This is a genomic window from Telluribacter roseus (assembly GCF_017355915.2).
GTDB lineage: Bacteria > Bacteroidota > Bacteroidia > Cytophagales > Spirosomataceae > Telluribacter.
The window spans coordinates 236,875-262,471 of record NZ_JAFEUV020000004.1 but is presented as its reverse complement, the minus strand read 5'-3'; the positions used below and the strand labels follow the sequence as shown (position 1 = coordinate 262,471).

Annotated in this window: 17 protein-coding genes; 13 read left to right on the top strand and 4 right to left on the bottom strand. The window is 51.8% G+C overall.

Going from position 1 to position 25,597, the window contains the following annotated elements:
- Position 1 precedes the first annotated feature (1 nt).
- From JTN23_RS10200 to JTN23_RS10150, 11 genes are all read left to right on the top strand, one after another.
- Positions 2 to 613: a hypothetical protein gene (locus tag JTN23_RS10200; protein ID WP_247234535.1), complete on the top strand. Its 612-nt coding sequence runs from the start codon at positions 2 to 4 to the stop codon at positions 611 to 613.
- Between the two features lie 110 nt (positions 614 to 723).
- A complete protein-coding gene (locus JTN23_RS10195; RefSeq protein ID WP_247234533.1) occupies positions 724 to 2,616 on the top strand; it encodes a helix-turn-helix domain-containing protein in 1,893 nt (630 codons plus the stop codon).
- 364 nt (positions 2,617 to 2,980) lie between these two features.
- Positions 2,981 to 5,905 (top strand): SusC/RagA family TonB-linked outer membrane protein, encoded by a 2,925-nt coding sequence (locus JTN23_RS10190; protein ID WP_247234531.1) that lies wholly within the window; start codon positions 2,981 to 2,983, stop codon positions 5,903 to 5,905.
- A 45-nt stretch (positions 5,906 to 5,950) separates the two neighbouring features.
- Positions 5,951 to 7,522 (top strand): RagB/SusD family nutrient uptake outer membrane protein, encoded by a 1,572-nt coding sequence (locus JTN23_RS10185; RefSeq protein WP_247234529.1) that lies wholly within the window; start codon positions 5,951 to 5,953, stop codon positions 7,520 to 7,522.
- A 25-nt stretch (positions 7,523 to 7,547) separates the two neighbouring features.
- Positions 7,548 to 8,855 (top strand): SusE domain-containing protein, encoded by a 1,308-nt coding sequence (locus JTN23_RS10180; RefSeq protein WP_247234527.1) that lies wholly within the window; start codon positions 7,548 to 7,550, stop codon positions 8,853 to 8,855.
- A 72-nt stretch (positions 8,856 to 8,927) separates the two neighbouring features.
- A complete protein-coding gene (locus tag JTN23_RS10175; RefSeq protein WP_247234525.1) occupies positions 8,928 to 10,322 on the top strand; it encodes an alpha-amylase in 1,395 nt (464 codons plus the stop codon).
- 26 nt (positions 10,323 to 10,348) lie between these two features.
- The gene (locus tag JTN23_RS10170) at positions 10,349 to 12,187 is read left to right on the top strand and encodes a glycoside hydrolase family 13 protein (RefSeq protein WP_247234523.1); all 1,839 of its coding nucleotides are present in this window, start codon (positions 10,349 to 10,351) and stop codon (positions 12,185 to 12,187) included.
- 225 nt (positions 12,188 to 12,412) lie between these two features.
- Complete coding sequence (locus JTN23_RS10165; RefSeq protein WP_247234521.1) at positions 12,413 to 13,657, top strand: 3-phosphoshikimate 1-carboxyvinyltransferase; 1,245 nt, start codon at positions 12,413 to 12,415, stop codon at positions 13,655 to 13,657.
- 81 nt (positions 13,658 to 13,738) lie between these two features.
- Positions 13,739 to 15,325 (top strand): FMN-binding glutamate synthase family protein, encoded by a 1,587-nt coding sequence (locus tag JTN23_RS10160; RefSeq protein ID WP_247234519.1) that lies wholly within the window; start codon positions 13,739 to 13,741, stop codon positions 15,323 to 15,325.
- A 41-nt stretch (positions 15,326 to 15,366) separates the two neighbouring features.
- Complete coding sequence (locus JTN23_RS10155; RefSeq protein WP_247234517.1) at positions 15,367 to 16,023, top strand: hypothetical protein; 657 nt, start codon at positions 15,367 to 15,369, stop codon at positions 16,021 to 16,023.
- 10 nt (positions 16,024 to 16,033) lie between these two features.
- Positions 16,034 to 17,710, top strand: coding sequence for a S8 family peptidase (locus JTN23_RS10150; RefSeq protein WP_247234515.1), 1,677 nt, complete (start codon positions 16,034 to 16,036; stop codon positions 17,708 to 17,710).
- A 145-nt stretch (positions 17,711 to 17,855) separates the two neighbouring features.
- Here JTN23_RS10150 and JTN23_RS10145 read toward each other — a convergent pair whose 3' ends face one another.
- Both JTN23_RS10145 and JTN23_RS10140 read right to left on the bottom strand, forming a co-directional pair.
- The gene (locus tag JTN23_RS10145; RefSeq protein WP_247234513.1) at positions 17,856 to 18,248 is read right to left on the bottom strand and encodes a hypothetical protein; all 393 of its coding nucleotides are present in this window, start codon (positions 18,246 to 18,248) and stop codon (positions 17,856 to 17,858) included.
- Between the two features lie 210 nt (positions 18,249 to 18,458).
- Positions 18,459 to 19,013, bottom strand: a complete 555-nt coding sequence (locus JTN23_RS10140; RefSeq protein WP_247234511.1) for an NUDIX hydrolase — start codon at positions 19,011 to 19,013, stop codon at positions 18,459 to 18,461.
- 80 nt (positions 19,014 to 19,093) lie between these two features.
- Here JTN23_RS10140 and JTN23_RS10135 point away from each other — a divergent pair, with 80 nt between their 5' ends.
- Both JTN23_RS10135 and JTN23_RS10130 read left to right on the top strand, forming a co-directional pair.
- The gene (locus tag JTN23_RS10135; RefSeq protein ID WP_247234509.1) at positions 19,094 to 20,020 is read left to right on the top strand and encodes a DUF2911 domain-containing protein; all 927 of its coding nucleotides are present in this window, start codon (positions 19,094 to 19,096) and stop codon (positions 20,018 to 20,020) included.
- Positions 20,021 to 20,203: 183 nt separating this feature from the next.
- The gene (locus JTN23_RS10130) at positions 20,204 to 21,124 is read left to right on the top strand and encodes a c-type cytochrome (RefSeq protein ID WP_247234507.1); all 921 of its coding nucleotides are present in this window, start codon (positions 20,204 to 20,206) and stop codon (positions 21,122 to 21,124) included.
- 4 nt (positions 21,125 to 21,128) lie between these two features.
- Here JTN23_RS10130 and JTN23_RS10125 read toward each other — a convergent pair whose 3' ends face one another.
- Complete coding sequence (locus JTN23_RS10125) at positions 21,129 to 22,160, bottom strand: AraC family transcriptional regulator (protein ID WP_247234505.1); 1,032 nt, start codon at positions 22,158 to 22,160, stop codon at positions 21,129 to 21,131.
- A 219-nt stretch (positions 22,161 to 22,379) separates the two neighbouring features.
- Positions 22,380 to 25,559 (bottom strand): efflux RND transporter permease subunit, encoded by a 3,180-nt coding sequence (locus JTN23_RS10120; protein WP_247234503.1) that lies wholly within the window; start codon positions 25,557 to 25,559, stop codon positions 22,380 to 22,382.
- Between the last annotated feature and the right edge of the window lie 38 nt (positions 25,560 to 25,597).

Here is a 25,597-nt window from a genome sequence, read left to right as displayed (position 1 = left end):
GATGATACAAGTACTTGCCATATTCTTTGTTTTACTAGCAGCGATTCCCCTTGCCGCCCAGGATCACTATACCCCCGAAGGAGCCCTCAGCAGTGAGGAACTACTCCTGAAGCGAAATCCCTCCAACCGCTCTATTACCAAGCCGGGCCAGCGCTACCTGGTACTTGATGCGTCTCCTATGATTGGCACCTTCAGGAGGTACCGCTTTTTTCCGGGAGATGATATCAAATTCCGGCTCCGCAGCGATCGTAAAAAGTACAACGAAAGTATCCATAGCGTCTCCGACAGCACATTCAGTATAGTGGTTATTGATGAAGTAGCCCGCCGGATGGACTACGTCCCCATCACTTTCAAGCAGGTCAAACGCATCAAAACAAGCCACCGCATTCCCTGGGTTACGCAGGGGGCCTTTCTGCTTCCCCTTGCCGGAGTTATCTACTCCGCAGCTGACTTCCTGAATCCCGGCATCGACAACCGGCGGTTTACGACTGATACCCGTTCACTGGCCGTTGGCGGCGGACTTATCGCCACGGGCGTACTTTGCTACAAGCTTAGCTTCCCCTCGTACCGGATCAATAACCGGAACCGTCTCAAAGTACTTCAGACCTACTAATTAAATCTAATCTTTTCCCGCATCGGCGGCATTTTACCAGGTCAGCTGGTGTTAGTATGCTATATGCATGGCAGCTAGTGTTGTACTACTTGCTGCTGTTTGTTTTTCCTATGAGCAAGTCTATTTTCTATATATTTCTTTTATCTGTTTTTGCATTCGGTATTCCCCTTGTAGGTCAGGCTCAGGTCAGGATAGAGGTGCAGGTAAAAGCCGCGCTACCTGCCCCTGATAAGCCCCTGTACCTGGCGGCGGACTTCAACAACTGGAATCCCGGCAATCCGGAATACGCCCTTACTCAACATCCGGATGGTACTTACTCCATAGTACTTGACCATGTTCCGGATCGCTTTGCCTATAAGTTCACCCAGGGTACCTGGACCCTGGTAGAAGGATCTGCCGCGGGTGAGCCGTTTACCAATCGTATTTATTCACGCTCAGCTGACTCTACGAGTACTATCCAGGTAACCATCGAGGGCTGGGAGAATGGCTATACCTTCGTTGTACGCCAGCTACCCGAAAAAACACCCCACGATGCCAACCTGTACATTACCGGCAACTTTAATAACTGGAATCCGGGTGACAGGAACTTCAAACTGGAAAAAAAGGTAGACGGTACCTATCAGGTAAAGGTATACACCGAGCTTGATAGGATCGAGTACAAATTTACGCGGGGAAACTGGGAGTCGGTAGAAGCCCGGGAGAGTGGCAAAGCGCTGCCCAACCGCGTGTTTTTTCCCAATGCCACTACCAATGACAACACCATACAGGTAGATATAGCCGGCTGGGAAGATATGATGGGTACCCTTCATTTCTTTTCCCTGTACGACCTGCTACTGCTGTTCTCGGTGTTTCAGGGTATCCTGCTGATAGTAGCCATTCCCTCCATCCACTCCTATAACCGGGAGGCTAACCGCTGGCTCATGATTACACTCGGGCTGTCGTCACTGATGATTCTGCTTTACCTGATGAGTAACTACCAGGTATTTGTCAATGTATCGCCCAAGCTGATTCTGCTGCCTGACTTTATCCTGTTTGTGTACGCGCCGCTGTTTTATTTCTACCTGCTTAAGCTGCTGTTCAACGTAAAACGGCTGCCCTCGCGGTGGTACCTGCACTTCATCCCGTTCCTGATTCAGTTCTTTGTGTACCTCCCCTACCTGCTCCGGAGCGACAAGGTGTTCTTACTGAACCTGATGAATCAGGAAGCGGACATCCTGCTACTATTCATCACATTTGGTTTTCTGGGGCTGCTCTGGAATGGCTACTACTGGCTCCTGTTCCGTCGTACCCTCAATACCTACCGGGCCGACTTCCAGACCAACCTGTCGTACGATCAGAACCTGCAGTACCTCAATACGGTAGGTATACTCCAGTTTGTGTGTCTGTGTCTGTGGGGATTTATGTACGTGCTACTGGCGGCCCACTGGCTTTTTGATGTTGATCTGACCAGTCTGATCGAAAGTAGCGTAGATGTAATCTGGCTGGCTTTTTCGATTATCCCCTACTTTGTGGGGTACTTTGCCATTCACCAGCCCGAGACCTTTAAGGCGGCCCCTCGCCCGCTGTCTATTTTTGATGATGTGCTGGATACTTCCGTGGGGCAGAGTATGCTAAAAGAAGTCAAGGCGGATACGGATCCGATTGAGGAAAAAGAGAACCTGGCTCCGCACATCGAAAAGCTGGAAAAACATATGGATGCAAACAAGCCCTATGTTAATCCGAAGTTGAGTCTGGCGGAACTGGCTGGTCAGGTTGATATGCCTTCCCACCTGCTGTCACGGATCATCAACGAGCACTTCGAGAAGAACTTCTTTGACTTTATAAATTCATATCGGATTGAGGAATTCAAGCGGCTGATCAATGATCCCCGGAATCACAACCTTACCTTCCTCAGTCTGGCGTATGAAGTAGGCTTCAACTCCAAAACGGCCTTCAACCGATCCTTCAAAAAAATTACCAATCAAACGCCGCGCGAGTACTTCGAATCAGTTACAAATGGCTAATAAACAAGTACCGCTTTCATAAAGCGGTACTTGTACCACCACCTAAGTAGCTATTTGTCAAGCCATTATACTCTATTCTATTTTTTATAGGTTAAATACAAAATGGGGCGACGCTCTATTCCTACCACTGTACTTTTGTCCCATTAAATATGGCAAAACCATTGTGGACAGATTGGCTTTCCAGCCTTAAAAGAACCATTGTACAGGCGGAACTAACCAACACAGCCAGGATGTTCAGCTTGGGCCTATTTACCGAAGTACCCTAAATAATCCAATTAACCAACTATTCGTTAAAGTCACTTTTTCATTTGATTAACTCATGCATCAACAAATTCTAACCAGTATTTTAAAATACAGAATACCATTGGCGCTACTGCGGGCGTCCCTCATTTTGGTCCTGTGCGGACTTACTAATCTGGCCCTGGCCCAGCGAACTGTAACGGGTAAAGTATCCGATACGGATGGTAGCAGTCTGCCGGGTGTAACGGTACTGGAAAGGGGTACTTTTAACGGTACTCAAACCGATATCGAAGGTAATTATACGATCGTTGTTAAGAGCGATACGGCGGTACTGGTATACAGCTTTATCGGTAAGTCAAGCAAGACAGTACCCGTCGGAAATCAAACTACCGTGAATGTACAACTCACCGATGATACCCAGTCGCTGAACGAGGTGGTGGTAATCGGGTACGGTAGTCAGCGGAAGAAAGACCTGACCGGATCGGTAGCTTCGGTATCGTCCGAAGACTTCGTGAAGGGACAGATCACTACTCCTGAGCAACTCGTAACCGGTAAAATGGCCGGTGTACAGATTACTCCCAACGGTGGAGCTCCCGGTGCCGGAAGTACCATCCGTATTCGGGGAGGTTCGTCACTCAATGCTAATAACGATCCGCTCATTGTACTGGACGGAGTACCTCTGGACAACTCGGGTATCTCGGGTGCGGCCAATCCGCTGGGGATGATCAACCCGAACGATATCGAGAGCATGACGGTACTGAAAGATGCGTCGGCTACTGCCATTTACGGTTCACGGGCCTCCAACGGGGTTATTCTGATTACCACCAAGAAGGGAAGCTCCGGTCGTCCGACTATCAACTTCAGCACACAGGCTTCGGTAGCCCGTCCTATCAATACCGTGGATGTACTTTCGGCGGATGAATACAGAGACCTGATCAACAGCAGAGGCAACGAAAATATGAGAGCTCTGCTGGGTACTGCTACTACCGACTGGCAGAAGCAGATCTATCGCTCCGCCTTTACGACTGATAATAACCTGAGCATTAGCGGAAGTATCAGGAAGCTCCCCTACCGGGTGTCACTGGGTTATCTCAACCAGGAAGGTATCCTGAAGACATCCAACATGGGCCGTACTACCGCTTCTATCGGTTTGTCACCTACTTTCTTTGACAACCACCTCAAAGTGGATGTCAACCTGAAAGGTGCCCTTACCAACAACCGATTTGCCAACCAGGGTGCTATCGGAGCCGCCGTATTCTTTGACCCTACTCAGCCCATATACAGCGGCAACGAGACACTGGGTGGCTACTTCGAATGGCTTGACCCTGCCACCGGCAATCCTAATACACTGGCTACGCTCAACCCACTCGCTCAGCTGATGCTGCGAGACGACCGTTCGAACGTAAGCCGTAGCATTGGTAATATCGTATTTGACTACAAGTTCCACTTCCTGCCGGAGCTGCGGGCCAACCTGAACCTGGGTTATGACATATCCAAAAGTGACGGAACCATAGATGTACCGGCCAATGTAGGGATGCAGTTTGCCCGCGGAGGACAGGACAACGTGTACTCGCAGAATAAAACCAACACGACGCTTGAGTTCTACCTCAACTACGTGAAGGAGCTGCCGGGCATTAACAGCCGCATCGACGTGATGGGTGGGTACTCGTACCAGGACTTCCTGCGCGACAACTATACCCTGGACCGCAACATCAGAGGTGATGTATTTACGGACTACTTCTACAAGTCACAGAATACGCTGGTTTCCTTCTTCGGAAGAGCCAACTACTCGCTGATGGACAAGTACCTGGTAACCTTTACCCTGCGTAATGATGGTTCGTCACGCTTTGCGCCTGAAAACCGCTGGGGCTTGTTCCCGTCGCTGGCGCTGGCCTGGCGTATCAACGAGGAAGGTTTCCTCAAGAATGTGGAGGCCATCTCCGACCTGAAACTACGTATGGGCTACGGGGTAACGGGCCAGCAGGATGTACTGGGTGACTACCCATACCTGCCCCGCTACACCATCAGCCAGAGCACCGCTCAGTACCAGTTTGGTAATACCTTCTACAACACCCTTCGTCCCGAAGGATACGATGCCAACATCAAGTGGGAAGAAACCGAAACCTATAACGCCGGTCTTGACTTTGCTCTGAAACCAGCCCGTATTTCGGGTAGTATCGAATACTACTTCCGTAAGACCAAGGATCTGCTCAGCGTAATACCGGTACCTGCCGGCTCTAACCTGACCAACCAGATCCTGACCAACGTAGGTAACATTGAGAACCGCGGTATTGAGCTCACGCTGAACGCTACACCTATCCGTACCTCTGCGTTCAACTGGGATGTGGCGTTTAACATAACCCGTAACGTCAACACCGTTACGAACCTGACCAAGGTACCTAACCCTACCTTCCCGGGTATACTGGTAGGCGGTATCGGTGGTGGTGTAGGAAATACCATCCAGATCCATACCGTAGGGTACCCAACCAGTACCTTCTTTGCCTATCAGCAGGTATACAACCAGGCGGGTCAGCCCCTGGAAGGTGTGTACGTAGATCGTAACGGCGATAGCCAGGTTACGCCTGACGATCGCTACCGCTACCGGTCACCACAGCCTGACTTCTACCTGGGTCTGTCGTCGCAGTTTACCTATGGCAAACTCTTCGCCGGATTTGTATCGCGGGCCAGCGTGGGTAACTACGCCTACAACAACGTGAACTCCAACGCCGGGGTATTCAGGCTTAGCTCTAACCCCTACCTCAACAACGTTACCCGTAATGCCCTGACCACCGGCTTCGGCAACGCGCAGTACTTCAGTGACTACTACATTGAGAATGCGTCGTTCTTCCGTATGGATAACATGAACGTGGGTTATAACCTGGGTAAGGTACTGAACAACCGGATGACAGCTACGGTATCCGCCAACGTGCAGAACGCATTTGTCATTACGAAGTACTCGGGTCTGGATCCTGAAGTAGGAGGTGGTATAGACAACAGCATCTATCCGCGTCCGCGTACGTTCACCCTGGGTCTTAACCTGGGCTTCTAATCCTGAACATACTATAAGACACAAAACTGTTTTAAAGAACTTACAATGACAATCATAAAGAATATAGGAAAAATCGGGGCGCTTGTCTGTGGTCTCTTCCTTACTCAATCGTGTGTGAATGACCTGGATCGCCAGCCTTTTATAGAAGTAACTTCGGCTACGGTCTACCGTGACCCGGCCAGCTACAAGCAGGTACTCGCCAAATTGTACGCGGGTCTGTCGCTTAGTGGCCAGCAGGGGCCGGATGGCCTGCCGGATATCACCGGTATCAACGAAGGTTTCTCAACCTACCTGCGTCAGTACTGGCAGGCTCAGGAGCTACCTACCGACGAGGCCGTTATCGGCTGGAACGACGGTAGCCTCCGTGACTTCCACGACATGGACTGGACTTCCAACAATGAGTTCCTTACGGCCATGTACAACCGTATCTACTACCAGGTAACCATCTGTAACGAGTTTATCCGCGAAACTACGGATGCCAAACTCGCCCAGCGGGGTATTACCCTCACCGAAATACCTGCCTACCGTGCCGAGGCTCGTTTCCTGCGCGCCCTGAGCTACTACCACGCGCTGGATATGTTTGGTAATGTACCTTTCGTGACTGAGAATGACGCCGTAGGCGCGGCCCTGCCTCCGCAGATCTCACGCGCTGATCTGTTTGCCTACATTGAGTCTGAGCTGAAAGCCATTGAAGCGGATCTGGTAGCGCCTAAGCAGAATGAGTACGGACGTGCCGACAAGGCGGCCGCCTGGACGCTGCTGACCAAGCTGTACCTCAACGCTGAAACCTACATCGGACAGCCCAGGTATACTGAAGCCATTGAGAACGCTAAGAAGGTGATCGATACCGGCTATAAGTTGGATCCTACCTATGCGCATCTCTTCATGGCTGACAACCATACTTCCAGCGAGATCATCTTCCCCATCGTGTTTGACGGGAATCGCTCCAAGTCCTGGGGTGGCATGACCTTCCTGGTACATGCTCCCGTAGGTGGTTCCATGAATCCTGCCGACTTTGGCATCAACGGAGGCTGGGGCGGACTTCGTACCACGAAGAATCTGGTGCAGAAGTTTCCTGACGTAACCGGCCAGGCCGACCAGCGTGCTATGTTCTACACCCAGGGACAAAACCTGGAAATCAATGACCTGTTCAACTTCAACGATGGCTACGCCATCACCAAGTACAAAAACGTAACCTCGGGTGGACAGAAAGGATCGGATATCGAAGGCAACTTCCCCGATACTGACTTCCCCATGTTGCGTCTGGCGGATGTGTACCTGATGTATGCAGAGGCCGTACTAAGAGGTGGATCGGGAGGGGACCGTGCTACGGCCATTGGGTATATCAATCAGCTCCGCCAGCGGGCCAGCGCTGCCACGGTATCGGACATCAACCTTGACTTCATCCTTGATGAGCGTGCCCGTGAGCTGTACTGGGAAGGACACCGCCGTACCGACCTTATCCGTTTTGGCCGGTTTGTGAGTGGTACCTACCTGTGGCCCTGGAAGGGTAATGTCAAAGAGGGACAGGCGGTAGCTGACTACCTGAGACTGTACCCCATTCCAGCTTCGGATATTGTGGCTAACCCCAACCTCAAACAGAACCCTGGTTATTAATCCTTACGAGTAGCTTAGATACGCAATGAAAACTTTTTTAGTAAATAGACTATATCTGATTCTGGGGGTGGCTATGCTCATGATATCTTGTGAGAAAGACGAAATGAGAGCCATCCTGAATCCCGAGGCTCGTCCGGAGGTAGTACTCTCCTCCCCTGCCATCGTCCTGTCCAAAGACGAAGCCAACAACGAGGTTCTGAACATCTCGTGGCAGAAACCCGATTACGGCTTCCAGGCTGGTGCCAACTACTCTATTCTTTTTGATAGAAAAGGGGGTGATTTTACCAATGCCGTAGCGGTACCTACGGGCAGCCAACTGCGTAAGACCTTCACGGCTGCTGAGTTGAACCCGATCCTGCTGCAGTTAGGTCTGGTGGCTGGATCGGCCGCCGACCTTGACATCAAGGTGCAGGCTCGTCTGGGCGAATCTACCGTACTGGTATCTCCGCTGGCTACCCTACAGGCTACTCCTTACCTCGACAAGCTCGACCTGTCTACCCCCTGGGGTATAGCGGGTAGCGCTGCGGCCAATGGTTGGGATGGCCCTGATATGCCATTCTACCAAACCGATAAGGAGAATATTCTGGTAGCCTACGTTACGCTAGCCACTGGCGACATCAAGTTTCGCAAGGACAACAAGTGGGATCTCAACTACGGTGATGACGGAGCCAACGGAACTCTCGAAGAAGGAGGTGCCAATATTGCTGTAACGGCAGGTACTTACAAGATTACCCTGGACCTGAACGCGCTTACTTATACAATTACCAAGTACTCATGGGGATTGGTGGGTAGTGCTGCTCCTAACGGCTGGGATGGACCGGATGTACCTCTGACCTACGATCCTACCTCCGATCAGTGGCGTGCGGTAGTTACTTTGAAGGAAGGAGAATTAAAAATCCGTCAGAATCAGGACTGGGCCATTAACTACGGAGGTGCCAATGGTACCCTTGAGTTAGGTGGTGGTAACATTGCCGTAACGCCGGGTACTTACCTTGTATCGGTGAATTTTAACAAGGGTACCTATACAGTTGAGAAAATAGATGTATGGGGTGTAGCAGGAAGTGCTGCTCCTAACGGATGGGACGGCCCGGACGCTAAGTTCCGCCCTGACTTTGCCAACGATGGGGTGTGGGTCCTGGATCGTGTTACGCTGAAAGCCGGTGAGATCAAATTCCGTCAGAACGACGCCTGGGATCTTAACTATGGCGACGACGGAGCGGATGGTACCCTGGAAGCTGGAGGCGCTAACATCGCTGTAACGGCTGGTACGTATGGCATCACGCTGGACTTCAGCAAGCCCGGCGCTCCTACGTACAAGATTACCAAGAAATAACCTAAATTAGCCGAAGGAGGTACGTAGCCGTTATGGGCATGTACCTCCTTTCTACTTTAACCAACTGACCTCATGTTCAATCTTCGCACCCTACTTTTAGTAGCAGTCCCTTTCATCCTGTTCTCGTGTAAAGAAACAGGGGTGGATCAAAAGCCCGACACGGCGCCGGTAGATCTTACGAAGCATGTCTCCCCTACGGGTGTGATGATGCAGGCCTTCTACTGGGATGTAGAGCCACGCGGCGAATGGTGGAATACTGTTTCGTCAAAAGTTGAGGGCTGGAAGAAAATAGGCGTTGATCGTATATGGCTGCCGCCTGCTTCCAAGGGTATGTCGGGTGGCAACTCCATGGGCTATGATCCGATGGATTATTTTGATCTGGGTGAATACGACCAGATGGGTACCGTCGAGACCCGCTTTGGCTCCCGTACTGAATTGGAAGGTCTGATCAGCAAAGCCCATCAGAACAACATTCAGGTTATTGCTGATATAGTACTCAACCATAATAGTGGCGGCGCGCTGGAGTTCAACCCCTACCGTCAGAAGAATACCTACACGCTCTTTCAGCCTAAGTCGGGCCGTTTCTTCCGAAATCACGAGCATTTTCATCCCAATGGTCTTCATAAGAACGATGCCGAGGCGGCTTTTTTTGAAGAGCAGGACCTGTGTCATGACCAGCTTTATGTCCAGAGGTGGCTGTGGCAGCTGGAAAACTCGGTAGCCCAGTACTACAAGAATACCCTGAAATTTGACGGCTGGCGCTTCGACTACGTCAAGGGTTTTGACTCGTGGGTCATCAAGGCCTGGATGGATGCCGTGGGTGGATACTCAGTGGGTGAACTATGGGACGGAAACGCCACTACCCTGCACAACTGGGTCAAAGATGCGGGTAGTCCGGCCTTTGACTTTGCGGCATTCTACGCCATGGAAAACGCCATCGACGGCAACAACATGACTATCCTGCGGGATCGCCCGCAGCTGTGGAAGCTCGATCCGAAAATGGCCGTGACCTTTGTCAATAACCACGATACCGAGAAGGAAACCAACCAGGGCAACCGGATCTCGACCAATGAGGGTAAGCTGCTGGCCTACGCCTACATCCTTACCCACGAAGGCTACCCCTGCATTTTCTACTCCGACTACGAACAGTTTCTGGACAAGGCGAAGCTCGATAATCTGATCCTGATCAACCGTTCGCTGGCGAAGGGAAGTACTTCGGTACTGCACGCCGACAACGACCTGTACGTGGCTCAGCGCAACGGCGAAGGAGCCATACCCGGACTGGTGGTATTCCTCAATAACAGCAACTCAGCCCAGACCCGACAGGTCACTACCCGCTGGAAAAATGCGACCCTGTACGACTACTCAGGCACTACTACCAAAACAATAACAACTGATGCCAACGGACGTGCTACCCTGGAGGCATCTGCCAAAGGGTACAGCGTCTGGTCACTGAAAAACTTTTAACCAAGATTAAAGAAGATATTGATATAATGAAAAGAAGCTTAATAGCCTTTTTATGGAGCTTACTGGCTCCGATGGCAGTCAACGCCGCTAAGCTGGTAGAACGCGTGGAGCCCGCCTCCTGGTGGATTGGAATGAAGAATCCGGATGTGCAGCTGATGCTGTACGGGAAGAACATCGCTACCTACCGTCCCACCCTCAACTACCCGGGCGTTACCCTTAAGCAGGTAGCGAGTCTGGAGAATCCCAACTACCTATTCGTTACCCTTTCCATTGCGCCAAACGCCAAACCCGGTACTGTAGGCATAGAGCTCAAAAAGGCCAATGACACGCAGAAAGTTGATTTTACCCTGCTGGAAAGACGTAACGGTTCGGCTGAGCGAAAGGGCTTTGATGGTTCAGATGTCATCTACCTCATCACGCCGGATCGCTTTGCCAATGGAAATCCGTCCAATGATACGACCAACGATACGGCCGAGAAACTGGACCGCGCCAATGAGCACGGCCGCCACGGGGGTGATATTCAGGGCATCATCAATCACCTCGACTACATCCGGGACATGGGCTTTACGGCCATCTGGAACATGCCCCTGCTGGAAAACAACCAGCCCCAGTACAGCTACCACGGCTACGCCATCAGCGATTTTTACAAGGTAGATCCCCGCTTCGGTACCAACGCAGATTTTGTAAAACTATCGGCTCAAGCCAAAGAAAGGGGCATCAAGACCATTATAGATGTGGTACTGAACCACTGCGGCATAGCCCACTGGTGGATGAAAGACCTGCCCTCCAAGGACTGGATCAACTTCGCGGACAACTACCACCAGACCAACCACCGCCGCGAGACCCACCAGGACCCGCACGCCTCGCAGTACGACAAGACGCTGGAATCGGACGGCTGGTTTGTACCCACCATGCCCGACCTGAACCAGCGTAACCCATACATGGCTACCTACCTGATCCAGAACACCATCTGGTGGGTGGAATACGCCGATCTGGGCGGAATTCGGGTTGATACTTATCCGTATTCTGACAAGGCCTTCCTGACCGAGTGGAGCCGTCGGGTGATGGAAGAGTACCCCAACCTGAACGTAGTGGGCGAAGAATGGTCGCTGAATCCAGCGCTGGTGTCGTTCTGGCAGCGGGGCAAGCACAACGCCAACGGCTACGTATCGCACCTGCCTTCGCTGATGGACTTCCCGCTGCAGGCTGCCGCCGTGCAGGCCCTTACCAGCGAGGGAGGCCGCGGACTGGAAAAACTATACGAGGCACTGGCCAGCGACTTTCTTTATCCTGATCCGGACAACCTGGTCATCTTCCTTGACAACCACGACATGAGCCGCTTCCATACCCAAGTTAAGGAAGACCTCGACCTTTATAAGATGGGATTGGTGTACCTGCTGACCACCCGCGGTATCCCTCAGATTTACTATGGTACCGAAATACTCGCTACCAACCCGAAGAGCGACTCCCACGGGGAGATCCGGATGGATTTTCCGGGAGGTTGGGCCGGTGATAAAGTCAACGCCTTTACCGGCAAAGGACTATCCCAAAAGGAGCAGGAAGCGCAGGCATTCATGCGCAAGCTGCTGAACTGGCGCAAAAACACAACGGCCATTCACCAGGGCAAGCTCATCCACTACGGTCCCGAGCAGGGCGCCTACGTGTACTTCCGGTATGATGATAAGGACAAGTACATGATCGTCCTGAACAAGAACAAGGATCAGGTAGCTCTGCCCCTTGCCAGGTACTCCGAGGTACCTACCGGCACCCGGACCTTTACCGATGTACTCAGTGGAGAGAAGCTTACCAATCCTGCTACGGTACCGGTTTCAGCACGTGGTTTCCGGATTCTGAAAGTGGAGTAAGAATCATCTCCTCTTACACGTCAAATTACACTTCATCCAACCGGGCAGCTTTTCCGATTATCGAAAAGCTGCCTTTTTTCTTTGGCAACCGTACAATTAGGGAGAATCCTGATCTACCTTTTCGCCTCCCCTGCTAAAAAATATGTACCTTGCAGCCGTTTTTCCGGCCCTGCTCTGGGCAACGGCCGGTAGTACGATTAGTTACAGACCTTAGTTTAGAATCCTGTGAAATCCATCCTGGTACACCCGCCTCAGCAACCCATCCGGGCCGTTATTCGCCTGGCAGCGTCCAAGAGTGAAAGCAACCGTGCGCTGATTATCAATGCGCTTACCAACTTCCAGAGCGAGCTCTCCAATGTATCCGAAGCCCGCGACAGCCAGACCATGATGCGCCTGCTCGACTCCACGGACCAGACCGCTGATGTACTGGATGCCGGTACTACCATGCGGTTCCTGACGGCTTACTATGCCATTACGGGTCAGCAGAAAATCATGACGGGTACGCCCCGCATGTGTGAGCGCCCCATCGGCCTGCTGGTAGATGCGCTACGTACCTTGGGAGCTGATATTACCTACGTAAAGAATGAAGGCTTCCCACCCCTACAGCTGAATGGCTTTACCTACTCCGGCCAGTCCGAAGTAGCTATCCGGGGTGATGTGAGCAGCCAGTATATATCGGCCCTGCTGATGGTAGCACCTACCCTGCCCGAAGGCATCACGCTCCGCCTGACGGGTGAAGTAGGCTCGCGCCCGTACATCGAGATGACCTTGCAGCAGATGGCACAGTTTGGTATATCGTACGAAGCCAACTGGGACGAAAAATGGATCAAAGTACCTGCACAACCGTACAAGCCTACCTCCTACGCCGTAGAGTCGGACTGGTCGGGTGCCAGCTACTGGTACAGCATCGTGGCTCTGGCGGCCGATGCCGAAGTGGAGCTACTGGGATTGAAGGAGGCCTCCCTGCAGGGTGACAGCGCCATTGTTCAGATCATGGAGCAACTGGGCGTGAAGAGTACCTTTACCGGACGCGGCGTACTATTGCAAAAGATTGAAGCCGCTCCTTCCCTCAGCTGGGACTTTACCGACTGCCCTGATCTGGCGCAGACCGTGGCCGTATGCTGCGCGGTGAAGAACATCCCTGCCTCCATGACCGGACTGGAAAGTCTTAAGATCAAAGAGACCGACCGTATCTATGCACTGCAGCAGGAGTTAGCTAAGCTGGGCGCTGAACTGACCGAAGTAGAGACCAACCACCGCTACGAAGTAAAACGTACGCAGGAGGCACTCCCTGCGCAGCCGGTTAGCATCCATACCTACGACGACCACCGCATGGCCCTGGCCTTCGCTCCGGTTGGTATGGTTACTCCTATAATCATTGAGGAGCCGGGAGTAGTGGTGAAGTCATATCCGGGGTACTGGCATGATCTATCCTCCATCACCAATCTGGAAGAATTACAACCTTCATAAGGGTTTTTGGGTTGAGGTGATAGGTAAAGGGGTTGTAAAAATTTCCGGCAACCTATCAATCTTAACTTCCTGAACTCCCGTATGAATCAGTACGTACATTATATTTTTGGTTTGCCCTGGTGGGTACTTTTTCTGATCCCTGTGGTGCTACTCGCCATTTGGGATGTAAGCCAGAAGAAGCACACCATTCTACATAATTTCCCGGTTATCGGCCACATGCGGTACCTCATCGAGACCATAGGTCCGGAGTTACGCCAGTACATCGTAGCTAATAACCGGGAAGAACTACCCTTTAACCGCCGGCATCGCTCCTGGGTATATGCTTCGTCCAAGAACGAGAACAACTACCAAGGCTTTGGTACCGATCAGGATATCATGAGTGCGGGCTACGTATTCATCAAGCCGTCACTACTTCCCTCTAAGTTATCGCAAAGAAAGCCCAAAGGTATTGATCCCCGTCTGCCCTTTCAGTACGCTATACCATCGGCCAAGGTGATAGGTCTGGCGCATAACCGCAAGCGGCCTTACCGCCCCCGTTCTATTGTCAATGTTAGCGCCATGAGCTACGGGTCGTTATCAGCCAATGCGATTGAAGCGTTGAACAGGGGCTCCCTCAAATTTGGCAACTACCACAACACAGGAGAAGGCGGACTTTCCCCCTACCATAAGTTCGGGGCCGATGTAGTATTCAATATGGGTACGGCCTACTTCGGCGTACGCGACGATGAGGGTAACTTCGTCATGGAGAAGCTCGTCAGGATGACGCAGGCCAACCCATTCGTTAGGATGATCGAGCTGAAACTTTCGCAGGGTGCCAAGCCCGGGCGGGGTGGTCTGCTGCCCGCCAGCAAGATTACCCCGGAGATAGCCGAGATACGTCATGTACCCATGGGAAAAGATATAGTCTCCCCTCCTTTCCATAACACCTTTTCCGATGTACCCGGCATGGTGGATTTCATTGAACAAATCGCCGAAGCCACGGGCCTTCCGGTAGGGATCAAGGCGGCCGTCGGTAAGCTGGAAATGTGGGAAGAGCTGGCGGACATTATGGTACTGACCGGCAAGGGACCTGACTACATCGCTATTGACGGAGGTGAAGGCGGTACCGGAGCGGCTCCCCCCTCCTTTGCCGACCACGTAGCCCTTCCGCTGGTGTACGGGTTCAGCAGCGTGTACAAGATCTTTCAGAAACGCAACCTCACCCACCGCATTACCTTTATCGCGGCCGGTAAGCTGGGGCTACCCGCTCAGGCTATTATGGCCTTTGCCATGGGAGCCGATATAGTGAATATAGCTCGCTCAGCTATGCTGGCTATTGGGTGTATACAGGCCCAGGCCTGCCATACCAACCGCTGCCCGACGGGTATTGCCACCAACAACGCCTGGCTGCAGTCGGGTCTGGACCCGACGCTGAAGAGCGAGCGCTTTTTCAACTACATGAAAACGCTGTCCAAAGAGATTATGGAAATTACCCACGCGGCGGGTTATGAGCATCCGTGTGAGTTTGGAATGGATGATGTGGACGTAGCCATGGGCGACAACAACCACACCCAGTCACTCCGCCTGACCTACGGCTACGCCAAAGAACCTGTACCTCACGAAGACATCACCAACATGCTGGACTGTCCGCATATTGGTGGTGTCAATCAGCCCGTACCAAGCAAGTGAGCCGCTACCACAAAATAAGGACCCGAGTACTCCTGCTAGTTATGGCCGGAGTGGCCTGGGGCTGCCAATCCGATACGCAGCCCGCTCCGGCTATAGGCTACGAGTACTTTCCCCTCGAAGTAGGTCAGTATGTACAGTACCAGGTGGAAGAAACCCGCTATGCGCTGGCTCAGCCTGCTACCTCACGTACCTACCAGCGCCGCGAAACCATCACCGACTCCTATACCGATGGCACCGGCGAGACCATCTACCGCATCGAGCGTGCGGTACTACAGGCCAATGGGGAGTGGAAAGCAGATTCCCTTATGACCGCCTGGCGTACCACCGAGCGGGCGCTACGTACCGAAAATGGAGTCACGGAGGTAAAACTGTTTTTCCCGCTAACCGAACGACAGCGCTGGAACGGCAACCTGTATACTAATCAGGGAGAAAAGGTCTTCGAAGTCGCGAAGGTAGGGCGGCCGCTTACGGTGGGTACTCAGCCGTTTGAGCATACGGTTACGGTAGTTCAGCAGAACGACTCTACCTTAGTGGCGCTGCGGCGCCTCCGGGAGGTATATGCAAAAAACGTGGGTCTGGTGCAACGGGAGCGGGTCTTTCTACAGTACTGTAGTACACCGGACTGCGCCGGGCAGGGAAAGATTGATTATGGCATCAAACAGATTAGCACCGTCAGCGCGTACGGGAAGCTCCAATAAGATACAGTTCATGAAAAAGTACATTATCGGATTAGTAGTCATAGCTGGATTATTATCCGCAGAAACCTTACTAGCCCAGCAGGCTCCGCGTTACCTGGTGCTGTTTAAGGATAAAACGAACTCGCCCTACTCCATCCAGAATCCGGAAGCCTTTATTTCCCAACGTGCCGTTGCCCGTCGACAGCGGCAGCAAATCCCTATTACTACGCAGGATCTTCCCGTCAATCCGGCCTATGTGACAGCCGTCCGGCAGACGGGTGCGCGCGTGATCAACACCTCCCGCTGGTTCAACGGAGCGGTGGTAGAAGCCTCGGCCAGCCAGCTGACCGCTATCCAGAACCTCCCCTTCTACCAGGGATTGGAGCGTAACCTCCCCCTGGCCAATATCAACGGCTCCTCTACGCCCGGACTGGCCCGAATAGCAGCGACCCATGACAAGCGGGGTACTCAGGCCGAAATCGACTACGGTCGTATGTTTGATCAACTGGCCCTGCTGGGAGTACCCACTCTGCACCAGAAAGGTATTCAGGGACAGGGAGTACTTATTGCCATCTTTGATTCTGGTTTTTCAAGGGCCAATCAGCTGGGGTACCTCAAGCACCTGTTCGACGAGAAACGCATCCTGGACACCCACGATTTTGTCGCGCGGGATGGTGATGTGTACCAGGACGACAACCACGGGCTCAATGTACTTTCTACCATTGCGGCCTACCAGCCGGGTACGTTGGTTGGAGCGGCCTATAAGGCTGACTTTGCGCTGTACCGCACCGAAAATGACCGGAGCGAAACGCCCTACGAAGAAGTAACCTGGCTTCTGGCTGCCGAGCGTGCGGATAGCCTGGGGGCCGAAATTATTAACAGCTCCCTGGGGTACTCTACCTTCCTGGGCGAATTTAACACGCCTGCCTACAACTACACCTACGCCAACATGAATGGAAATACTACCATCGTGTCCAGAGCAGCACGTGTAGCGGCCCGTAAGGGTATACTGGTGGTAAATGCCGCCGGGAATGACGGCGACGCTTCCTGGCGGTATGTCTCCGCGCCGGCCGATGTGGACTCGGTACTAGTAGTGGGAGCTACCTACCTCAACCGCTCCTACGCCCCTTTCAGCTCCATAGGCCCTACCGCCAACGGCATTCAGAAACCCGATGTGGCCGCCGTAGGGGTAGGTACCGTTATAGGGAATGACCTGGGCGCTGGCGGAGCCTCTACCGGTAATGGTACCTCCTTCGCCACCCCGCAAATAGCCGGGCTGGCCGCTTTGCTCATGCAGGAGTTCCAGACCCTCACGGCGCAGCAACTTATTGATGTACTCAGGAGATCGGGACATCAGGCCGCCCGACCAGACAACCTGCTTGGCTACGGAGTACCCTCCGCCGAGCGGGCCGAAGAAATCATTTACCGTGAATTTGGTCCATTAGGTACCGAACCCAACGTAGTGAGCCATTTTCAGCTGTACCCCAATCCGGTTACCGAGGAGATTCTGATAAAGCCCTCAGGTACTCCCTTAAAATCGGGCAGTGTGTATCAGGTACTGAGCCCTGCAGGTAATGTAGTGATGGAAGTCACAGACAGCGATAAGCCTCTTTCAGCCATTCCGGTAAAACATCTGCCGCCGGGTCTGTACTTCCTGCGTATCACCACCGACCAACACGTCCAGACGATTAAGTTTGTGAAGCAGTAGAGGGAGTTACTGTAACCCAAAATAGCGTGTGCCTGAAAATAGAGCGGCCTCTCCTTCGTTAAGGGGAGGCCGTTTCGATTATGCTAATCTACTTTTTACTATATATCTAAATATTGATCAGCAGTAAATATATCTTTTAGTCAGATTACTTGGATAGTTTCTCTATCTGATTCATTATAGAGAAGAATAAAGCTAAAAAGCCCCATCCCACTATCATTGCACCAAAACCTCTTTTTTGTTTTCTGTTGTAATCCACTGATGCTGATTTTAAATACAGGGGCTTTATTTCCTGTAGCTTTCTAAGCATAAAATAGATAATGGCTACTAAGGGAGAAAGAAGACTTATTGCCAAGCTGTATAAAAACAAATAGTTCTTATTTCCTAAATAGTGAAATTTATCTATTCTTACGACAAAGAATAAAATCATAAAGTAATAAGGCAAAAAGATTCCTGTTAATAACGCAGGATAACCATACCACGTCTTTGCAGTAACCCGGCCATTCATTTTTGAGTAACGTACGTAGGCAAAGTCTCTCAAATCCAGTAAGAAGTTTAGTATAAAGTTCTTCAATAACTTACTGTATATCTTATTTATACAATCAAGATTAGTGATCTGGCAGCAAGTACTAGACGGAATGGAAAACCACCCGGAGGGCTCTTATATAGTTCCCACTCGGTATAACCGAGCGGGTGCTTAAAGTACCTAGATTTCCTAAATCTAATGTGAGAAAACGTCAAAGCTCCACTGTCACATGGGTGAAGCCGTAACCTGCTGCAGTTTCCTGACCATCCGCATTATAGATTCCGAATTATTGTACTCGGCTACCTGATCCAGCGGTATCCACTTTACTACTTTTGACTCGGCATTGCTTTCGATGACTTCATTGGGATTGGCCTCCAGCAGGAAACGAATGTCGTAATGGTAGTGGGCGGCCTCTTTGGGATTGGTGGGGATCAGGTGTACATCCACATCAAAGATGCTGTCGCTTACTGGCGTAATGTCCCGGATGCCGGTCTCCTCGGTGGCTTCTTTCATGGCCACTTCCAATACATTAGGGTCACCGTCGCAATGCCCACCCGGCTGAAACCAGCGGTCCAGCTTACGGTGGTGCATCAGGAGTACCTGCGAGCGATCCGGCGATACTACCCAGGCTGAGCCGGTTACATGTCCAACTACTAATGTACGCTCAAAACAATCCGAATAAGCCCGGACGAACTCTCTGGTATTTGCGCACATTTCCAGTTCGTTAGTATCCAGTGGCTGGTGCTGATCCAGCCGGGTAAGTAACCACTCTCTTTTCATACAGGTAGATATTGTTGTATTTTCCTTCTAATTTAGCCGCTAAGATCAATGGTCTAACTTGAAAATAAAATTTTAAAAACATGAAAAAGTATTTTTTGTCATTTGCTTTTGCCCTGGCCGTTGCCGGCACCTCCCTGGCCCAACGGACTCCGCAGGCTAGTACATCCGCCGGAGTGATGCAGTCGGTTGGAGTAACTGATTTTACTGTAACCTACTCCCGGCCCAACGTAAAGGGGCGTACCATATACGGCGACACCTCCGCTCGTGCCATAGTGCCCCATGGCCAGCTATGGCGTACCGGTGCCAACATGGCTACGACGGTGGAAGCTTCTACTGAATTTACATTCGGTGGCCAGAGAGTACCCGCTGGTAAGTACGCGCTCTTTTCCATCCCTGGTGCAGGCGAGTGGACCCTAATCCTGAACAAGAACTGGAATCAGGGTGGTACTGCTGCCTACAAGCAGTCGGAGGATGTAGCTCGTGTTACTACCTATCCTACTTCGTCTGCCTTCAACGAAACCTTCCTGATTACCTTTACCAATGTAACGGATAGTTCAGCCAAGCTAAATGTGTCATGGGCTGCGCTGACGGTATCAGTACCCCTGGGCGTAAGTACCAACCAACTGACAATGGCTGGTCTGGATAAGGCCGTAGCCGAGAAGCCGGAGGATCCTAATACGCTGATGACGGCCGCCAACTACATCCTGTCGACCGGCAAGGATCTGGACAAAGCCCTTGCTCTGACTGACAAGGCCATTGGCCTGCAGCAGAACTTCCGTAACCTGTGGCTGAAAGCGCAGATCCTGAACCGGATGGGTAAGGTATCAGAGGCCCTGCCACTGGCTCAGAAGGCCCTGGCCATGGGAAAGACCTCTAACGACGGAGCTTTCTCGTTCATGGGTCCACAGATCGAAAGTGGTATCAAAGCCATGCAGGCTAAGGTACCTGCCGCCGCTGCGTCTAATGCTGCTTCATCCGCTACCGCCAAAGGCAAGAAGAAGAAATAAGCACCCCTGTTAGTAATAATACTCCGCAAACGCGTCACACTGGGCTAGTGTGACGCGTTTGCTTTTAAAGGCTGTCGTATTTTGTCTCTTTTATGGCGCATACTGTCATGTCTTCACAGCTAGTAGATCAGGATATTTGCATCACATTCTTAGTCCTTATCAACTGCATTGTATCTATTAGCTATGAAAACAGTAAAGAAAATCGGAAAGTGGACGAGCATCGGCATTCTGTGTCTGCTGGGTATCCTCCTCATTGCCTATGGGTTTGTGTACTGGAACACCGAGCAAAGCCTCAACAAGGTATACCCTACCCAATCAGCAGCCATTCGGGTAGAATATGACTCGGCTTCTATCAGCCACGGCGCACAACTCTACCTGACCAAAGGGTGTAAAGACTGCCACGAAGCTAATCTGGGAGGTAAAGTCTTTATGAATGATCCCATGGTAGCGGTCATTACTGCCCCCAACCTCACCAAAGGACAGGGTGGTATCTCGGAGGACTTCACCACTAACGACTGGATCCGCACCCTAAAACACGGGGTAGACCGGAAAGGAAAACCACTCCTGCTGATGCCATCCCACGAAACAACGAAGATGACCGACGAGGATATGGCCGACCTCATAGCCTACTGTCAGCAGCAGCCTCCGATCAACAACCCTCTCCCCCGTGAGCAGCAGCTGGGCCCTGTCGGAAGAGTACTGGTTGTGCTGGAACAGGCTACACTATTGGCCGCGGAAAAGATTGATCATACCCCTACTCCCGTAGCCCATAAAACACCCGAACCTACGGCCGAATACGGAGCGTATCTGGCGGTGTCGTGTCAGGGCTGCCACCGCGAAAATATGGAAGGAGGCGCTCCTCTGGCCCCTGGCTTTCCTCCCGTACCGAATATTACTGCCGGCGGTAATCCGGGTAAGTGGTCAGAGGAAGAGTTTATCCGAACGCTTCGTAGTGGTACTACTCCAGAGAAAAAGCACCTTCGCAACGAGTACATGCCATGGCAGAATATAGCGGCCCATACAGATGTAGAACTCAAAGCCCTCTACGCCTACCTGACCAGCCTGCCAGCTAACAAAACTGTCGCATTGAATAGTATTCGCTAATTAGTTATACAGGTTGCGATGCACGGAAACTTTTGGGTGTCTGGCCGGTCCACTGCCGGAAGGCCCGCTGAAAAGCACTTGGCTCAGTATAACCCAGCTTATAGGCCACCTCGGCTACGGTCAGACGCTGGTCGCGCAACAAGCCCAACGACAGTTCCCGGCGAACTGACTCGGCTACTTTTTGAAAGGTATAGCCTTCTTCCTGTAGCTTTCGTTGCAAAGTGCGTGGACTCATATTCATCTGTTCAGCCACCTCGTTTAACTGAGGCATGGTAAGGAGGAAGTGCTGAAGTATCGTCTTCCGCACTTCTTCTGCAAAGCCTTTTTTTGACTGGCTCTTGAGGATTTGTTCCTGCAGTAGTTGAGCAAATACCCGATTCAACTCCTTATTATATCCAATGACCGGCTGCTGCATATCCGAAAGCCGGAATACGATGGCATTGCACGATTCATTAAAATGAGGTACAACTCTGAAAATACGTACATACTCACTTATATCAGCAGGTTGAGGTGAACGAAGCAGGATTTGTGCTGGATACGTGTACTTGCCCGTAAAAAGCTTAATAATATGTATCGACGCCGACATAGAGATCTCTACACTTTGGCGAGCCGTTTCGGGAGACAGCTCATTCCATAGAGAAATTGGCTCACAATATACCCTGAATTCCTGCTGACAGACTTCCGTTGAGTAGGCATACACAGCCGTGAACGCTTTATAAAACTGGGCAAGGTTTGTAAAGGCAGTCTGCAGATTGGGGCTACTTTCCATCAGGTAGCCGGCGGCTCCTATTGATGTAGCGGAAGTTTCCTGCCCTATGTGCAGGCCTAAAAAGGGATCGTTGGTCAGCGCAACAGCAGCCTCCCAGGTGTGGTATCCAATCTCAAAGCTAACTAGCGCATCGCCCTGATCGAGTAAGGAGGAATCAATACCTGCATACTGACAGAGTTGCTCCAGGTTTGCCCCCCGCCGTACCGCCCCAAGCACAATGTTCCGTATAATGGGCATACTTACCCATAGCTGATTCGTATTCTCCATAAAAAGATTGAAAGAGGAAGAGAAGATAGAGTAAAGGTCTGTTCTTCAGCCTGTAAATTTCATTAAAATCATGAATTTCCTCTATCAACTGAATCATTTTTATATTCAACCAACCAGCCTTGTGAACTACTTGATTCGTTGAGTGTAGGAAGTATTATTTACAGAGAAAGGCGAAGCTTCAACAGCTTCGCCTTTCTTATTTTGAATTATAAATCGTCTCTACACGTGCTTTACCTCTTCTTCGACACCGGCAGGTACAGGTCCCGCTTCGTGCAGGCTCTTGCGGCCGTAAGCCACCTTGGCGATCAGGGCGAAGAGTACGGGTACGATGAAGATCGCCAGTAGCGTAGCCGCCAGCATACCTCCCAGTACCGTCCAGCCGATGGTATTACGGGCAGCCGCACCGGCTCCGCTTGAGAGCGCCAGCGGAAGTACCCCCAGGATAAAGGCCAGCGATGTCATGATAATCGGACGCAGACGCAGCCTTACCGCCTCCAGAGTACCCTCCCAGATCGAGTCACCGTGGTCGACCCGCTCTTTGGCAAATTCCACGATCAGGATGGCGTTCTTTGCCGCCAGACCAATCAGGGTCAGCAGACCGATCTGCGCGTAGATGTTATTACTGATGGCCGGGAAGAACGTAAGCGTCAGGATCGCGCCAAACGCCCCGATCGGAACGGCCAGCAGTACCGCAAAAGGTACCGACCAGCTCTCGTACAAGGCTGCCAGGAACAGGAACACAAACAGGATAGAAAGCCCGAAAATGTATACCGTGCTGGAACCGGCGTTGATTTCTTCAAGGCTCAAGCCCGAAAACTCGTACCCATACCCGACGGGTAGTACTTCGTCGGCCACCTCCCGCAGGGCCTGTATGGTTTCACCACTACTGTAGCCGGGGGCGGGGTTACCGTTGATCTCCGTTGAGCGGAAGAGGTTGTAGTGCGAGATCAGCGGCGCGCTTTCCACTACCTTATGGCTCACAATGGCACTGATGGGTACCATCTCTCCGGCCTGGTTGCGGACATAGTAGTTGCCCAGTTCCTGGATATTGGAGCGGAAACTGGTATCGGCCTGCGCTACTACCCGGAAGTTACGGCCGTAAAGGGTAAAGTCATTGACATAACGGCTACCCAGCAGGGTCTGCATGGTACTGTACACATCCGAGATAGAAACCCCCAGCTGTTTGGCCCGGGCACGGTCTACCGTTAGCTCGTAGCTCGGAGTCTTGGCGGTAAAGAATGAGAAGGCACCGTTGATCTCCGGACGTTTGTTAGCAGCGGCAACGAAGTTCTGTACCACCCCTTCAAAGGCCTGGATGTCGTCATTGCTTTCCTGCTGTTCCAGCACAAAGCTAAAACCACCCGTACGTCCCAGACCCGGAATAGCTGGCGGTGTGATAACAACTACATTAGCTTCTTTCAGACCCGCAAAGCGCTTCCGCAGGTCGGCGGCAATATTATCCAGAGTCAGAGAATCTCCCTTGCGCTCATCCCAGTGGGTCAGCTGCGTAAAGATGGTACCACTGTTGGACTTGGAAGCAAAGGTCACTACGTTCAATCCACCCAGACCCGCATAGTGATTGATACCCGGTGTCTCGTCCAGGATCTTCATGATGCTGGTTAGTGTCTCGAGGCTTCGGCCCGTAGAGGCTGCCTGTGGAAGTTCGTAGGTAATGAACAAGCGTCCGCCGTCTTCCATGGGTATAAAGCCCGTTGGCTTGGTTTTGAACAGCAGCCCGGTACCCACGTACATGACCACCAGTCCTACCAACACCAGCGGAGCCCTCCGGATGGACTTCTGTACCCCAGCGGAGTACCTTGAGGTAACGCTACGGAACCATTCGTTAAATTTGTAAAAGAAGCGGTTAAGTCCTCTGGATTCGCGGTCCAGCTTCATGGGCTTCAGCAACATCGCACACAGAGCCGGTGTCAGCGTAAGCGCTACAAAGGCGGAGATTAGTACCGAAATAGCAATGGTGATCGCAAACTGCTGGTACAGACGCCCCACAATACCGGGTATAAAACCTACCGGTACAAACACCGCCGCCAGAATAAGGGCAATGGCAATAACCGGTCCCGAGATATCCTTCATGGCCTTGTAGGTAGCTTCCTTAGCGGATAGCCCCTCTTCATCAATATAATGCTGTACGGCCTCTACCACCACAATGGCGTCATCCACCACTATACCAATGGCGAGTACAAACCCAAACATGGTGAGGGTATTGATGGTAAAGCCCAGTGGTATAAAGAAGATAAACGTACCTACGATCGAAACCGGAATAGCCAACAGGGGTATAAGCGTAGCCCGCCAGCTCTGCAGAAACAGGAACACTACTATAATTACAAGTATCAGCGCTTCGATCAGCGTTTTTACTACCTCATCAATGGATACCTGAATAATTGACACCGACTCAAAAGGTACTATGTACCCCAGGTCGTTGGGGAAGGTCTTGGAGATCCGCTCCATGGCTTCATATACTCCCTGAGCCGTCTCGAGGCTGTTGCTGCCCGGAGCTTCGTACACCAGCAGGTAGGCCGCTTCCTTACCATCCACAAAAGAGGAAGAAGCATAGCTGAACTTACCCAGCTCAACCCGGGCCACATCCTTAAGGTACACGATGGAGCCGTCGGTGGGGCGGGTACGTACAATCACATTTCCAAATTCTTCTACGGTACTCAGGCGGCTGTTGGTAAATACTGTGTATTCAAAAGCCTGTACCGAGTTCTGAGGAGGTGCGCCCACCGAACCTACGGCTACCTGTAAGTTTTGCTCCTGCAGGGCAGCCAGTACTTCGCTGGAAGTCAGACCCAGCTGCGCCAGCTTGTCGGGCTGCAGCCAGACCCGCATACTGAAGTCATCGGCCCGGCTGAAAATATCCCCTACCCCTTTGACCCGAAGTAAGGCATCCCGTACGTAGATATTGGCGTAGTTGTTAATAAAATTGACGTTGTGAGTACCCTTGGGCGAATAGATCGCCACCAGCATCAGGATACTCGGGCTACGCTTCCGTACCGTTAGCCCCAGACGCGTTACCTCACTGGGCAGCTGCGGAGTGGCTACGCTTACGCGGTTCTGCACGTCCATAGCGGCTACGTCCACATCAGTACCTACGTCAAATACCACACTGACCGAGGTACGGCCGTCGCTGGTACTGTTGCTCTGCATGTAGGTCATGCCGGGCGTACCGTTGATTTGCGTTTCAATGGGAGTAGTCACCGTCTGCTCCACCGTAGAGGCATCCGCCCCGGTAAAAATACCTGATACCTGAAGCGTAGGAGGTGTGATATCCGGGTACTGGCTGATGGGCAGGTTCATGATGGCCAACACCCCCACCAGCAGGATCACTAGTGAGATTACAATTGCCAGAATCGGCCTGTTTATAAATTTATTCGCAAACATAATCGAGCTTTAAAACCTATTTTCCACTCTATTTGACA